Source organism: Psychrobacter aquimaris (assembly GCF_016107525.1).
Lineage (GTDB): Bacteria > Pseudomonadota > Gammaproteobacteria > Pseudomonadales > Moraxellaceae > Psychrobacter > Psychrobacter aquimaris.
Genome location: NZ_JABASR010000014.1, coordinates 40,178 through 54,436, shown reverse-complemented (window position 1 = coordinate 54,436; position 14,259 = coordinate 40,178). Strand labels below are relative to the sequence as shown.

At 43.2% G+C, this 14,259-nt stretch carries 12 protein-coding genes; 3 read left to right on the top strand and 9 right to left on the bottom strand.

All coding sequences use genetic code 11. The features are described from left to right. The first annotated feature begins 122 nt into the window (after positions 1 to 122). Positions 123 to 725 carry a M23 family metallopeptidase gene (locus JFC10_RS12360; protein WP_198333112.1) on the top strand — a complete coding sequence of 201 codons (603 nt, stop codon included), beginning with the start codon at positions 123 to 125 and terminating at the stop codon, positions 723 to 725. Here JFC10_RS12360 and phoR read toward each other — a convergent pair. The 3 genes from phoR to dtd form a co-directional block, all read right to left on the bottom strand. Beyond that, on the bottom strand, positions 722 to 1,825 hold the full coding sequence (gene phoR, locus JFC10_RS12355; protein WP_198333073.1) for a phosphate regulon sensor histidine kinase PhoR: 1,104 nt from the start codon (positions 1,823 to 1,825) through the stop codon (positions 722 to 724). The genes JFC10_RS12360 and phoR overlap by 4 nt on opposite strands. Before the next feature lie 80 nt (positions 1,826 to 1,905). Then, on the bottom strand, positions 1,906 to 2,610 hold the full coding sequence (gene phoB, locus JFC10_RS12350; RefSeq protein ID WP_193011963.1) for a phosphate regulon transcriptional regulator PhoB: 705 nt from the start codon (positions 2,608 to 2,610) through the stop codon (positions 1,906 to 1,908). A gap of 156 nt (positions 2,611 to 2,766) precedes the next feature. After that, entirely contained in the window at positions 2,767 to 3,222 is a 456-nt protein-coding gene (gene dtd / locus JFC10_RS12345; RefSeq protein WP_198333072.1) for a D-aminoacyl-tRNA deacylase, read from the bottom strand. Positions 3,223 to 3,334: 112 nt separating this feature from the next. Between dtd and asd the strand changes: the two genes are divergently transcribed. Further along, positions 3,335 to 4,171: an archaetidylserine decarboxylase gene (gene asd, locus JFC10_RS12340; RefSeq protein ID WP_198333071.1), complete on the top strand. Its 837-nt coding sequence runs from the start codon at positions 3,335 to 3,337 to the stop codon at positions 4,169 to 4,171. Positions 4,172 to 4,286: 115 nt separating this feature from the next. On the opposite strand, the gene JFC10_RS12335 is transcribed toward asd, so the two are convergent. From JFC10_RS12335 to fadB, 6 genes are all read right to left on the bottom strand, one after another. Continuing rightward, positions 4,287 to 4,892 (bottom strand): DUF1287 domain-containing protein, encoded by a 606-nt coding sequence (locus JFC10_RS12335; RefSeq protein ID WP_198333070.1) that lies wholly within the window; start codon positions 4,890 to 4,892, stop codon positions 4,287 to 4,289. A gap of 116 nt (positions 4,893 to 5,008) precedes the next feature. Next, positions 5,009 to 5,638 carry an HD domain-containing protein gene (locus JFC10_RS12330; RefSeq protein ID WP_227685953.1) on the bottom strand — a complete coding sequence of 210 codons (630 nt, stop codon included), beginning with the start codon at positions 5,636 to 5,638 and terminating at the stop codon, positions 5,009 to 5,011. Between the two features lie 461 nt (positions 5,639 to 6,099). Beyond that, on the bottom strand, positions 6,100 to 6,675 hold the full coding sequence (locus JFC10_RS12325) for an isochorismatase family protein (RefSeq protein ID WP_193011973.1): 576 nt from the start codon (positions 6,673 to 6,675) through the stop codon (positions 6,100 to 6,102). Positions 6,676 to 6,877: 202 nt separating this feature from the next. Continuing rightward, the gene (locus tag JFC10_RS12320; RefSeq protein WP_198333068.1) at positions 6,878 to 8,596 is read right to left on the bottom strand and encodes a rhomboid family intramembrane serine protease; all 1,719 of its coding nucleotides are present in this window, start codon (positions 8,594 to 8,596) and stop codon (positions 6,878 to 6,880) included. A 214-nt stretch (positions 8,597 to 8,810) separates the two neighbouring features. After that, complete coding sequence (gene fadA, locus JFC10_RS12315) at positions 8,811 to 9,983, bottom strand: acetyl-CoA C-acyltransferase FadA (RefSeq protein WP_198333067.1); 1,173 nt, start codon at positions 9,981 to 9,983, stop codon at positions 8,811 to 8,813. A gap of 247 nt (positions 9,984 to 10,230) precedes the next feature. Beyond that, positions 10,231 to 12,390, bottom strand: a complete 2,160-nt coding sequence (gene fadB, locus JFC10_RS12310; protein ID WP_198333066.1) for a fatty acid oxidation complex subunit alpha FadB — start codon at positions 12,388 to 12,390, stop codon at positions 10,231 to 10,233. 758 nt (positions 12,391 to 13,148) lie between these two features. On the opposite strand from fadB, the gene JFC10_RS12305 reads away from it, so the two are divergent. Next, positions 13,149 to 14,219 (top strand): polyprenyl synthetase family protein, encoded by a 1,071-nt coding sequence (locus JFC10_RS12305; RefSeq protein WP_198333065.1) that lies wholly within the window; start codon positions 13,149 to 13,151, stop codon positions 14,217 to 14,219. Positions 14,220 to 14,259 lie beyond the last annotated feature (40 nt).

Below are 14,259 nucleotides of genomic sequence, written 5' to 3'. Positions count from 1 at the left end.
CTTTAAAAGAAACGTTATATTTATGGGGATAAAAACCAGAGATAACAATGGTATACAAAGAATAGACAACTTCACTTATATAATATCAATTGAAGTCCATGCAAAAAACTAAAGAGAAATCGATGCTAGCAGATGGCAATAACCCGCAATCGAAACCAAAGAAGAAGCCAACCTTTTTAAGTCGTGTACTCAGTGTGCTCATTAAGGCGGCTGTATTGTTGATGCTATTATTTGTATTTGATAGGCTATTACCCAGTATCAGCCAGCAAACTCAGTCATTTGTGATAGCAAAATGGCAACAGCTCAGTTTATTACAGCAAGAACTACCGACGGAAAACAGCTTACCCAGTCCACTTCCAGAACAACATCTAACAGATACATGGGGCGCTGCACGCAGTCAAGGGCGCAGTCATGAAGGTATCGATATCTTTGCCGCACGAGGCACACCGATACAATCCACAACACAAGGCATCGTCAGCAAAGTTGGTGAAAATACATTAGGCGGTCGTGTGGTGGTCGTGGTTGGACCAGGCGGCGCAGGTCATTATTATGCGCATTTGGAGGATTATGCAGATATTAGCCTGAACGACTGGGTCGATGCTGGTGATATCATCGGCTATGTCGGCGACAGTGGTAATGCAAAAGGCACGCCACCACATGTGCATTACGGTATTTATATCAGCGGCAGTGCAGTGAACCCCTATCCACTTTTACAAAAAAATTAAGGTATCGCAGCTGATCTAACGTGGGCAGCTGGAAATACCATACTGAACGTCGAGCCAACCCCTTCTACTGATTCAATTTTCAGATTAGCCTCATGCTGATATAAGACGTGTTTAACGATTGCCAAACCTAGCCCTGTACCGCCGGTCGCCCGACTACGACCTTTATCAATACGATAAAAACGCTCTGTTAACCGTGTGATATGCTCAGGCGCAATACCAATACCGTTATCTTCAACGGCAAATCGACAACCTTCTGATGTTCTTGTCCAGCTAATGGCGATATTACCGCCCTTGGGCGTGTATTTGATAGCATTAATCACCAGATTGGAGAGCGCACTATTTAGATACATCTCTGAGCCATACAGTCCGTCATAAGTGTCTATCTGCAAGTGAATGGTATGTCCATATTCTTGGTTATACGCTTGCGCATCATCATAGACATGGGTCAGCAGCTTGGTCATGTCAATATAACTGAGCTCATGGGTTTCTTCGATTTCGATGCGAGATAACAGCAATAAGTCATTCACAATTCTATTCATACGCGCAGTCTGTTGGCTCATCAGCTCAAACCCGCGCTTCCAATGCGGCGGCATATCTGGCTGATCCGAAAAATTTTCCAGATAGCCCATCATGACGGTCAACGGTGTGCGTAACTCATGCGAGACATTCGCCACAAAGTCGCGGCGCATCTCCTCCAAATGATGCAAGCGCGTCACATCATAAATGATAAGCAGCTTCTCATCACCAAAAGGCGTGAGCTCACACTTTAGATAACGCTTGGGCTCACGCCACGAGACAATGTGCACACCATCCTGAACCTCATCGTTAGAGTTCGTTGTCGCCTGATAGTACTGAAGAAATTCAGGCGCGCTAATAAAGTCAAAAATGCACTTACCTTTATCTGACAACTGTAACAACAATAAATCTTCAGCGGCCTGATTCCACCATTCAAGCCCATCATTGTCATTGAGCAAAACCACTGCATCACGCAATGCGCGTAGTGCGCTCCTAATTTTTTTGAGTTGATCCGTTGTATTCTGCTGAGTCGCCAGTACTGACTTATCTTGTTGGTCGCCTTGAGCCGATATTAGGGTGTTCATTCATCATCCTTATCACTATTCGCTGTTTTTCACTGTGCTGCGATTAACATGCTGCTTTTATAGCGAATAGAAACCGTCAGTCAAATTGGTTCAATAAAGCTAGAAAATCGATAGCCTGTCCCACGCACTGTCTGTATCAACGTATCACATTGATGCGGTCGTAGTAATGTCCGCAATCGTTTGATATGAACATCAATGGTTCTATCTTCGATATATACATTACCGCCCCATACTTGGTCCAGCAGCTGCGTTCGCGTATAGGCACGCTCTGGATGACTCATGAAAAATGCCAATAATCGATACTCCGTAGGTCCGACATCAACCACTTTACCAGCCGCTGTCACCCGCTGACTTTTGGGATCAAGGCTCAGCTTGCCGATTTCGATAGGTTTATCGCTACTGAGCGCGTTACTACGCCGCAATACTGCTTTGATTCTGGATATCAACTCACGTGTCGAAAAAGGCTTAGTCATATAATCATCAGCACCAGCATCGAGGCCATGCACCTTGCTGTCCTCTTCACTTTTGGCTGTCAACATAATGACTGGTATCTCAGCAAGTAGCTCATCGTTTTTGAGCAACCGGCAAAAATCAATGCCGCTTTTATCTCCGGGCAGCATCCAATCTAGCAAAATCAGCGCAGGGCGGTGATCGACCACTTGTTGGTGCGCCTCAGATACATCCGCTGCCTGCAAACTATCAAAACCCGCCATCTCTAGCGTCATGACGATCATTTCACGAATCGCAGGTTCATCTTCAACAATCAAAATTTGCTCATTATACATACGGCATTCTCAGTGTTAGAGGACCACATTTGGCTGACAAAAAAGGCGATAAATGCTCGCCTGCTGCTCCCTATTAAACGGGGTAATTATGACAGTTTAATGACATTCAACTTTTAAGCTATTCATATTTCTCGTGACGGCTAGTATTTAGTTCACTCAATTCACTTCTAATAAAAAGTTTAGCGGCCCGTCATTGACGCTCGACACTTGCATATCAGCGCCAAACTGACCAGTTGCCACGTTTGGGTGTTGCGTGTTGGCATAAGCAACCAATTGCGCAAACAATGCTTGAGCCGCATCGGGCGCCATCGCACCACCAAAGTCTGGGCGACGACCCTTGTCTGTTTTTGCCATTAGCGTAAACTGTGATACCAATAATAATCCACCACCAACTTGCTGGACATTTTTATCCAGTTTGCCGTACTTGGCAGGATCATCATCATTGTCAAAAATACGATAGGTGAGGATTTTATCCACCATTCGCTGAGCGCTTTTTAGATCGTCATCAGGCCCCAAACCAATATAAGCCAATATGCCTTGCTCAATCATACCAACACACTGCGCATCGACGGTGACACTAGCACCGCGTACGCGCTGTATAAGTGCTTTCATTTACGGATTCCTTACCAATTATGCTCATACAATAAGACGCTGTCCATGATAAAATACGGCCATTCTCTTGCTTATTAATTATTACATCACACCCTATTTTGGTAGCCTCATTATGAATGTATTCACTACTTTACAACAGCTTGTCCCGCAGCAGCAACTGAGTAAAGTTGCTGGGCGTCTAGCCGCTAGCCGCCACCCTTATGTTAAACGCACGTTTATCCGTAGCTTTGCCAAAGCTTACAACGTCAGCTTAGACGAGTATGAGCGCCAAAGTCTCAACGCCTATGAGAGCTTTAATGATTTTTTTACTCGTGAGCTAAAAGAAGACGCGCGCCCTATCGACATGACTATTCATGGTATCGTCAGTCCTGCCGATGGTATTATCTCGCAATTGGGTCAAATTGACGACCATAAATTGCTCCAAGCGAAAGGTCGCTATTATGACGTGGGCCAACTGCTTGCTGACAGTGAAGATGGTCGCTATTTTGCGGATGGGAGTTTTGCGACGGTGTATCTTGCCCCTAGTAACTATCACCGTGTACATATGCCCTTCGCTGGTACTTTGACCAAAACCCGTTATGTACCGGGTACGCTGTTTTCTGTCAACAATACGACGGCGGCGAACGTGCCGGACTTATTTGCGCGTAATGAACGCTTGGTTTGTTTATTTGATACAGAATATGGCAAAGCAGCGGTCGTGATGGTTGGGGCGATGATTGTTGCTGGTATCGAAACGGTAGCAACCGGTAAGATTGCTCGCACTGATGATGTTCAAGAATCTGAGCACAATATAAGCTTGGAGAAAGGCGATGAGCTGGGTCGTTTTTATTTAGGCTCAACCGCTATTGTGATACTGCCAAAAGGCGCAAAAGCCAATTGGCAAGACAGTATGAAGGCCAATAGTGTTGTAAAAATGGGACAACTACTGGGTGTCGCTAACACTCAATAGGCAAGCGATTTAACGACTCAAAAAAGCTCAGTTCAGCATCCTAATTTATGCTTAGCTGAGCTTTTTAGTGTGGGTAATTGTTTTATCGCAGCATAGTAGTTAATAACGAAAGTGGTTAATAACGAAAGTGCTTGAGAATAGGATAAGCAAATAAGATGTTTTCTTCTTGCGTGCCGCGTCCGATATTGTGAATAATCAGCGGTGTACCATCCGCAGCGACTTTATCGGAGACGATGCCCGTGTGCGGCAAATTGCCATTCGGTAATCGCCACGTCACCACATCCCCTGCTTGAAAACTGTCTTTATCAGTCGTCGATAATGTCTTTGCGTGACGCGCAAAAAACACTTCAAGATTGGGCACTCGGCGATGATCGATATTTTTATCGGTTGATTTCAGCCCCCAACTCTTTGGATAAGCCGACCAATTTGACTTCATATCATGGTTGACTAATTGCTGTAGATCTATATTTTGCAAGCGATAGGCGCGAATAATGACATCGGTACAGACGCCAGTTTCTATCGGCACATCGCCACGCGGAAAATCCAACTTGCGGTAAGCAGGATCATAGCTGGTGGTAATGCCGATTTGTTTTTTGGCATCGCCTGCCAATTTATCACCATTGCTAATAGGCTCGGCAGCCTGCGTTAGTTGCGCCAAACTTAATAGGCCAATAAAGACGAGTGATTTAGCAAAAACCTTATAAGTGCCAGTGACTCTCATTTAACGACCTCTCTATGTAATGTACTTAATCGTTCATTTAGCTAACTATGAATGCTTTAATATTTGAAAAATACAGAATATTTGCAAACACTTAAACGGCAAAATAATGGCTTTATTTAAGCATCAACCAACCACCCTTGCTGGGTGGCATATTCAATATTATGTGAGAGCCAATTATGAATGGGAGGAAAGCTGTATTTAATAAAAGCAAGCGCCCCAGCCACTTGCGAGCACGTGACCTGAGACTCAACCCACGTTTTTCCTTCAGTATTGAGATTAAGTAAAAACGGTAACAAACGATCAACCACTCTGAGCAGCTGGCTTTCTTTACTGCTACCAGTTTCTTGCTCCTCCCAAACCTCACTCAAAGCCGCGATGCCGTTACCGCGCTCGGATTGCAGTCTAGCGATGCCAGCGCGTTCTTCAACATGTGCCATGCTACGGCTACTTGCAAACAAGAACGTATCACCAGCGTCAATCTCACCCAAATCATGTACCAGTGCCATCTTTAGCAATTGTTCATGATTGAAATCCAGCTCAAACAGCTCAGCAATTGACCAACATGCCATCGCTAAATGCCAAGAATGTTCGGCAGAGTTTTCTCTGCGATCGGTATCGGTCACGTAACTACGGCGATTCACGCGTTTTAGAGCATCTAGCTCTAATAAAAAATGCGTAACATCGTCAATATCAATTTTTGAGGCGAGGTTTAGGTTGGGTAATGGCATGGGCTTAGTTGCTGACATAACTATCTCTATCATTTAACGAGTGGATTGATCGCGCTTTATCTTACCGTTACGCAAAAGTGGCACTATTATACATTTTATGAGATAAATGATAGAAGACACCAACATCCATAGCGAAACATATCCGTTCATTAGGGCGTGTCCTCATTTTAAAAATGGTGATAAAAATGAGATAAATTGCAGTTAAGCAAGGAAAATAGCGCCGTTAATATCGTGAGATGACCAAGCTATTTGACGATGTTTGACAAAATTTAGCCATTTTTAGCCATTTTTAGCCATTTTTAGCCATTTTTAGCCATTTTTAGCCCATTTAAATGTTCATTGATTGAATGTTCAACATGCCCTAGGGCGTGTTGAACATTCGAGCTTGGCACTGCTGATTATTGCTTTAATTATCAGCACGCCTAAAAAAATAGCGCTTATCGTATTAAGCGCCATCTTTTTAAATCTATAGGAAACGATTATTTAATCAAGTTACTAATGGTTTTAAAAGCAGGGTCTTGACTACTTCGGCATAACTCAAACAGAATGGTTTCGACCGTGGTAATCACGCCACCAGCACGGCGAATACGGCGAATCGCTTGCTTTTTATCATAAGGGAAACGTGAGCCGACCGCATCACCAATGATGACAGGTTGCATACCATTATCTAGCAAATCAAGCGCCGTTTGTAGTACACAGACATGTGTCTCTACCCCAAACAGTAAAACAATACTTCTATTTTGCTGTGCTAAATAATGCCACGAATCATTATTATCACAAGCGCTAAAGGTAACCTTTTCAAAGCTTTTAGCGTTATCGCCTTCTAATACCTCGCGTATCTCAGGTAGCGTATCGCCAAGCCCTTTTTTGTACTGCTCATTGAGCATAATAGGGATATTCAGTGCTTGTAGACCTTTAATAAGTGTCACTGCTTTTTTGACGATATTTTCATGGTCATAAATATGCGGTGTTAAGCGTTCTTGAATATCAATTATCATCGCTTGGGTATTTTCGCGAGCGATTCGATAGGTACGATCGGTAATCATAGTAGACATGGCACACTCCTTGTACGGCGGACTTTATTGTTAAAAGCTATGTTAATTTTATCATTGATATTGTCTTTATTAGCCTTCCTCTCATTTAGTCATAGTTTACTGAGTGCGTCAATGGAGATAGTCTCTAATAATGATTAATAACAATTCATCACGTTTGATTAATACTGCTTAGCGTAGGTTTCTGATTATGAATAGCCAATCACTATATATTATGACGCCTAGCATTGCGTAATAAAGACTGTTTTTGAGTCATGACCATGCCCACACCGAAAGCAACGCCAAAACATAAGGTTAAAAGATAATACACCATATAACTGAGCGTGTTTATAAATGCAAAGAACATGCTGTTTAAAGTAATGATTAATATCGCAGCGATAGTACCGCCGAATAGCTCTCGATATTTTTTATTAAAAATTTTAAAGGCCACCAACGGTATCGCGATACCAAACAAGCCAAATGTAGCACCCCAAACACCTGCCATATCCATATCAAAATATAGCACCCCTAAAACATTAGCGAAAATACCACATATAAAAAACGCAATCGTAAAACGTATAGGACCCAATAGTTTTTCCAAAATATAACCTGTCGCAAAAAGCATCCCTAGACTCATTACTAAATGCATAATTCCTACATGTACAAAAAGCGATGTCACTACCCGCCAATACTTACCAGCTTTCAGCGCGTCCATCGTTAACCCACCTACACTATTTACCTGTCTAGATAAAGGATCAATGATATCCATACCCATGAATAAGGTCAGTATAAATGTACCTATACAGGTCAGTATTAATACCAACGTCGCAGGTCGCTCTTTATTACTTCTAAACCAAACTACTAGGCTTTTTGATAGATCACTTACTGGTGCTCGTTTTTTTACTTGCTTTTGTTTTTTGATAGGTATACGTTTTCGCTTGTCCTTCTTTTCTTGACTATCAAACTCTGCTGCGAGAACGAGCAACAAGCACAGCACCATACCAATAAAAAACGAACCAAACCCCCAAACGAAATCACGACCTAAACTGTCAGTAAGTAATCCTGTTTCAGGCATTAATACCAAGTGTGGCAAATTAGATTGCCTATTAGCCGTAGAAATCGTGTGTAAGTAAGCATTTCTGCTATTTGATGATTTAAGTTTCTTAAAGTAGCTGATATTAGAGAGGTCTTTGGCTTCGTACTTATGGCGCGAGTCGTTAATAAACGCTGAGTATTGACTGTCTTTAATACTTTGGTCTGCGCGATTATCGTATTTCGTGTGGTAGCTAGAACCTAGCCAAATATTCTCAGCGGCTATAAATGGCGTCGCAATGTAATAATCAATATGCAATGTTGAGTCAAAATATCGTCCACTGACTACTTGTGTTTCTATATAAGAAACGCTCTCTAATTTGAGTGGCTCAAAATCATTTACTCTGAAATACTTTTGCTTTGGATAATGACGAATATCATTCAAGCTATTTACTTCAATAACTTCGTAGGCAGCTTTAGACAAATAGTTTTGGCTGAGAACAAGCGGTATCACTAATGCTAAAACCATCGTTATAAAAAAGTAGCCTGAACTACTACGCTCAACCCACTTTAAAGTCAGAAGCTCGTACCTCGGCCACATCCAAATACTAACGACTGAAATAGATAAAAGGAGAGGAATACCAAAATTCCAGTAGCCTTCCTTTAAAGGAAGAACATCTAGATAAATATCAAGCAACCAGCGTAAAGCACCGAAAAGTAGAATGGTCAGGATACTCAAACCCAAATAAGGAAAAAACACCTGCTTTAGTTTTATTTTGGTCGATCCTTTAGTGCGTTGGAGTTTCTGCTCCTTACGCTTAGTAATTCTACGTCTCTCCTGCTTACCTGCTCTATTTCTGCTTCTATTTTTATTCTTATACCTATACTGGCTTCGCTTATTATTATCATCCATACACTATCACCATTCATTTATAGTAAATCAAATTCTAATTTTGATAGCCTTTTTACTCAACCAATAACGGTATGCTAGGGTTTAGCATAATCACTTATATTATTTTACTGTGGGCACAAAAAAACGCCCCTAACGTTAAGTTAGAGACGCTTATTTTACAAGATACTAAAGTATATTAATCAACAAATATCAGTTTATTTAAAATTTCTGAAATTTAAACACGCTCAATAATAGTCGCGATACCTTGACCAAGACCAATACACATAGTCGCAAGACCGATTTCAGTATCAGACTGCTCCATCGCATTTAGCAATGTCACTGTGATACGGGCACCAGAACATCCGAGTGGATGACCCAGAGCAATCGCGCCACCATTGATGTTGACGATGTCTTGCTTGTCCGTCAAGTTCAAGGCTTTTAGGACTGATAAGCCCTGCGCTGCAAACGCTTCGTTTAGCTCGATGGTTTGAATATCATCGATGCTCATGCCAGCACGCTTCAGTGCTTTTTGAGTCGCAGGTACTGGACCGTAGCCCATGATAGCGGCATCACAACCAGCAATAGCCATACTACGAATGCGAGCACGTGGCTTTAGACCTAAATCTTTGGCTTTTTGTGCGCTCATCACTAGCATTGCTGACGCACCGTCAGATAATGCAGATGAGGTTGCCGCTGTTACTGTGCCGCCTTTTGGATCGAAGGCTGGACGTAGCTTTTGCATTTGCTCCATTGTCGCATCTGGACGAATCACTTCATCAACGGTACATAGTTGTAAGCGACCAGCAGCATCATGACCTTCGATACCAATGATTTCATTGTCAAAACGACCCTCTACCGTCGCAGCCCATGCACGGCGATGCGACTCAAGACCAAAGGCATCTTGCTCTTCACGAGTGATGTTGTTCATACGACCCAGCATTTCAGCAGTCAAGCCCATCATATTTGAGGCTTTTGCGTAATGCTTTGACGCTTCAGGGTTAAGATCAACGCCATGCATCATGCCGACGTGACCCATATGCTCGACACCACCGATGATGAAAACATCACCTTGATTGGTCATGATTTGCGCAGCGGCAGTGTGTAGCGCCTGCATAGATGAGCCACATAGACGGTTAACGGTTTGACCGCCAGCAGTCTTAGGAATACCCGCTAGTAGACCGATGTTACGACCGATGTTTAGACCTTGCTCTAGCGTCTGGTTAACACAGCCCCAGATGATGTCTTCTACGTCACGTGGGTCAAAGTCGTTACGCTCAACCAAGGCACGTACTAGCTCAGCTGACAAGCTATCAGCGCGAACGTGGCGGAACATACCGTTTTTAGATTTACCCATCGCTGAGCGTACGCCATCTACGATGACCACGTCTTTTGGACTTAAAACTGTCATACTATCTTCCTTTTCAATTTTTATTGTCAGTGTAGTCAGTCCACTTCAGTGCTATTACATCGTCAATCTCGCTTCAAAGTACAATAGGTACATTTGCGCTCAATTTTCTTGTACTAACATTAAATGAAACTAACTATAATCGTACATCTGCTATTAAAGAATATTGCCATTAAAGAGTATAGATAACTCAATCGCTCTCACTCTCAACAGCAAACGTACGGCACTTTATCCTAGTAATGACTGCCCGTTACGCGGTAGCGTAAAAGGTCTCGCCTGCTGCTGCCATATCGCGAATTTTTTGCGGGGCTTCATAGGCTTTGCCAAGGTACGCATATTTTTCACACAGTGCCAAGTAGTTATCTAGACCCATTTGGTCGATATAACGGCAAGGTCCACCGCGGAATGGTGGGAAACCAACGCCCATAATCATCGCCATATCGGCTTCTGACGGCGTGCTGACGATGTTGTCTTCTAGGCAACGTACAGTTTCATTACAGAAAGCTAGCATGGTACGGTCGATGATGGCTTGATCATCAAAAGTCTGCTTGTCGCTATCAGTCGTGGTTTTTAGCAACTCGTAAGTGGCTTCATCAGCAACTTTCTTTGGCTTGCCGCGCTTGTCCACCTCATACTTATAGAAACCAACGCCGTTTTTCTGACCTAAGCGTTTGTTTTCATATAAAAGCTCAATCGCACCTTTATAATCAGGCTTCATGCGGTCAGGGAAACCTTCTGCCATGACTTCAGCACCATGAACACCAGTATCTAAACCAACCACGTCGATTAGATAAGCAGGACCCATCGGCCAGCCGAATTTTTCCATGACTTTATCGACATGAGCAAAGTCAGCACCTTGCTTAAGTAGCAAGTCAAAGGCACCAAAGTATGGGAACAATACACGGTTGACTAAGAAACCTGGGCAGTCATTAACAACAACTGGCACTTTGCCCATTTTTGAGGCTAGAGCAACGGTAGTCGCGATGGCTTCTTCAGAAGATTTCTCACCGCGGATAACTTCAACGAGTGGCATGCGATGTACTGGGTTAAAGAAGTGCATACCGACGAAGTTTTCTGGACGCTCTAGCGCTTCAGCTAGGAAAGTAATAGAAATGGTCGAGGTATTTGACGCTAGGATGCAGTCGTCTTTAACCAAGCCTTCTACTTCTTTTAGTACCGCACGCTTTACGTTTGGATTCTCTACCACGGCTTCAATGACGATGTCTGTTTCAGCAAAGTCGCCATAGTTAAGCGTTGGACGGATACGGCTTAAGGTTTCGCCCATTTTTGCTGGGGTCATCTTGCCACGTTCGACCATTTTGCCAAGTAGCTTACTGGCTTCGCCCATACCAAGGTCTAATTGCTCAGACTTGATATCTTTCATGATAATTGGCAAGCCTTTACTAGCTGCCTGATAAGCGATACCACCGCCCATGATACCCGCGCCAAGTACTGCCGCCTCATTGATTTCATGTGCTTTTTTGCTGTGCTGCTTCGCTAGCTTTTTAACCAATTGATCATTTAAGAACAGACCAACCAAGCTTTCTGCTTGTGGGGTTTTAGCGGCTTTCGCAAAACCAGCAGCTTCGACTTCAATCGCTTTATCACGTGGTAAATTAACGTGCTTCTCAATTGTCTCGATAGCGATTGCTGGCGCTGGGTACTGCTTAGGATTGGCTTTGGCAAAGATCATACCTTTTGCACTATTAAATGCCATCGCTTGCTCAAGCTGGTTTAGCTTAACAGGGACCAGCTTCTCTTCACGCTTCGCTTTCCAATCAAGCTCACCTGAGATACATTTTTTGACCAGATCAATCGCTGCATCTTGCAAGTCATCAGCAGGTACAGTTGCATCAACGAGACCAAGTTTTAGTGCATCGAGTGGTTTCTTTGGTGTACCAGTCGCAATCAGTTCAAGCGCATTGTCGATACCGATGACACGGGTAGTACGAACCGTACCACCAAAACCTGGGAAGATACCCAATTGGGTTTCTGGTAGACCGATGATGGCTTTGTCGCTCATGACGCGATATTCACAAACCAAAGTCATCTCACAACCACCGCCAAGCGCTGCGCCATTAATAGCAGCAACTTTTGGAAATGGCAGGTCTTCAAAACGATTGAAAGCGTCATTGACATGAATGACCCAATCTTTGATCTCGCTTTCTGATTTTTTGAAAGAAGCCACAAACTCTGTGATATCAGCACCGGCGATAAAGACGCCTTTGCCTGACGTCACGATCAAACCTTTTACGTCGTCAGCTTTTTCTAAAGCAGTAACCGCTTCGCCAAATTGCTTATTGGTCTCAGCATCAAACTTGTTCACGCTCTCATTTTCGGCGTTGTACTGCATGTTGGCGATGCCATCCTCTAGCATTGTCACCGTGATGCGATTTCCTTGGTATACCATTTGGAACTCCTTGCTATATAACGAAAGCTACGTTTTAAAATTAAAATAAATAGCCAGTTATTGTTAGTAAAACGAGTAATAACACTGCCAATATACTGTGTTATAAAGTCAGTATAGCGTAAGCAGTGAAGATGTATTTATTATCCAGCGCTCATGGTTATATATTCATTTTTTATGCTTAATGTTACCGCGTTAGCACAAGTGAATACGGCGCTTCATTTATATATACTGTTACCAGTACTGATATTGAACATACTAAAATTAAAAATACGGACTGAGATTTGAGCAAATTTTCCGCTGAAATAAGCATGCAAATACCCAGCCCTGAATCATCAGATCATTTTTACGTCAATTAGTGTAGGGGATTATGCCCCTGACTGTCACAAGCTAATACCATACTCACAAGTCACTCTTAAATCGGCAGCAGCCCTTTACCTGACTATTAATGTGCTTTAAGTGACGGTTTGTATACTGAAATTGTATACTAAAAACCGGTCTTTTAAAGATTATAATGACAGATGCCTACCATCACGCGCCATCACACGCTTAACTTGATTCTTTATCAAAACATATCCACCGACTAAGTTAAATCACCAATACGTAACGAGGGCTTGTTGTATTATCTCGGCGTGCTTAACCGATTTTTTAACAGTAAGCTACCAAAAACATGGCATTGATGAGGCTCACCCCATAAGCTATATAATCTATCATGCTACACTAGCGATATTTTTATTATTCACCTGATAAATGGTTGGGTTATGACTGTTTCTTCTACACCAAGCTTTATGTCTTTCGATAGTTTTGATAACAACACCGAGCAATTTCACAGTGCCGTGCGCGCCCAACTGGCACAAGATATCGACGTGCTGTTTGCTTATGCCAAACTGCCAAGTCCGCTGATTGATGCCTGCCGTTATGTGATGACGGGTCAAGGCAAACTGGTACGCCCATTATTGGTCGCCAGTGCCTTTGACAGTGTCAATCATAGCAATGCTAATAATACCGCTAACGATGCCAATAAAAGCCCTGATAAAAAAATCAATCAAAATAACGATTTGGAAGGGCTATTAGAAAATGACTCCGATTATGATATGGCACGCCGTGCGGCATTAGCAGTAGAGCTTTTGCATACCTACTCATTGGTGCATGATGATTTGCCATGTATGGACGATGATGATCTACGTCGTGGACAGCCGACGGCGCATATCGTCTTTGAAGAATCAACCGCCCTACTCGCTGGTGACGTATTACAGACGCTAGCCTTCGAAGTATTGACCGCAGAGCTGCCCACTTTTGTGCCGTTCGATGCGGATATCGCAAGCCAGCTCATCGCGATATTTGCTCCGCGTGCACGGCGTATGGTTTCTGGTCAAATGCTCGACCTCAATGCCGAAGCCAGTGCAAGTATCATGCAGGAGGATTTAGAAGCCATTCACCGTGATAAAACAGGTGCGTTAATTGAGGCGGCCATGCTCATGGGCGGCGTCTGTGCTGGTGCAACTGCTCCACAGCGTATGGCATTGCAAGAGTGTGCCCAATATATTGGTCTTGCCTTCCAAGTCCAAGACGACGTGCTAGATGTCACAATGACGACTGACACCCTTGGTAAACCTGCTGGCAGCGATGAAAAACTAGATAAATCTACCTATGTAAAGCTGATGGGTGTCGAAGACGCGACTAGCTATGCGCAATCACTATTTAATGACGGACGCACAGCCATCATTCGTGAACTGAGTCATCATAAATCAAGCAGTTGCGAGCTTGGCAATGACGCAAACAATGATGCTTTACTGGCATTAATAGAATGGCTATGGGCACGTAAAAAATAGCCAAAAATTTAATCATCAAAGAACGGCAGTGAGTGGTCAA

What these genes read in the sequence shown, in the direction of transcription:
- JFC10_RS12325 (WP_193011973.1), bottom strand. Translation starts at nt 6,675, where the DNA reads ATGTCTACTATGATTACCGATCGTACCTATCGAATCGCTCGCGAAAAT.
- JFC10_RS12320 (WP_198333068.1), bottom strand. Translation starts at nt 8,596, where the DNA reads ATGGATGATAATAATAAGCGAAGCCAGTATAGGTATAAGAATAAAAAT.
- JFC10_RS12305 (WP_198333065.1), top strand. Translation starts at nt 13,149, where the DNA reads ATGACTGTTTCTTCTACACCAAGCTTTATGTCTTTCGATAGTTTTGAT.
- JFC10_RS12330 (WP_227685953.1), bottom strand. Translation starts at nt 5,638, where the DNA reads ATGTCAGCAACTAAGCCCATGCCATTACCCAACCTAAACCTCGCCTCA.
- phoR (WP_198333073.1), bottom strand. Translation starts at nt 1,825, where the DNA reads ATGAACACCCTAATATCGGCTCAAGGCGACCAACAAGATAAGTCAGTA.
- JFC10_RS12360 (WP_198333112.1), top strand. Translation starts at nt 123, where the DNA reads ATGCTAGCAGATGGCAATAACCCGCAATCGAAACCAAAGAAGAAGCCA.
- fadB (WP_198333066.1), bottom strand. Translation starts at nt 12,390, where the DNA reads ATGGTATACCAAGGAAATCGCATCACGGTGACAATGCTAGAGGATGGC.
- fadA (WP_198333067.1), bottom strand. Translation starts at nt 9,983, where the DNA reads ATGACAGTTTTAAGTCCAAAAGACGTGGTCATCGTAGATGGCGTACGC.
- asd (WP_198333071.1), top strand. Translation starts at nt 3,335, where the DNA reads ATGAATGTATTCACTACTTTACAACAGCTTGTCCCGCAGCAGCAACTG.
- phoB (WP_193011963.1), bottom strand. Translation starts at nt 2,610, where the DNA reads ATGTATAATGAGCAAATTTTGATTGTTGAAGATGAACCTGCGATTCGT.
- JFC10_RS12335 (WP_198333070.1), bottom strand. Translation starts at nt 4,892, where the DNA reads ATGAGAGTCACTGGCACTTATAAGGTTTTTGCTAAATCACTCGTCTTT.
- dtd (WP_198333072.1), bottom strand. Translation starts at nt 3,222, where the DNA reads ATGAAAGCACTTATACAGCGCGTACGCGGTGCTAGTGTCACCGTCGAT.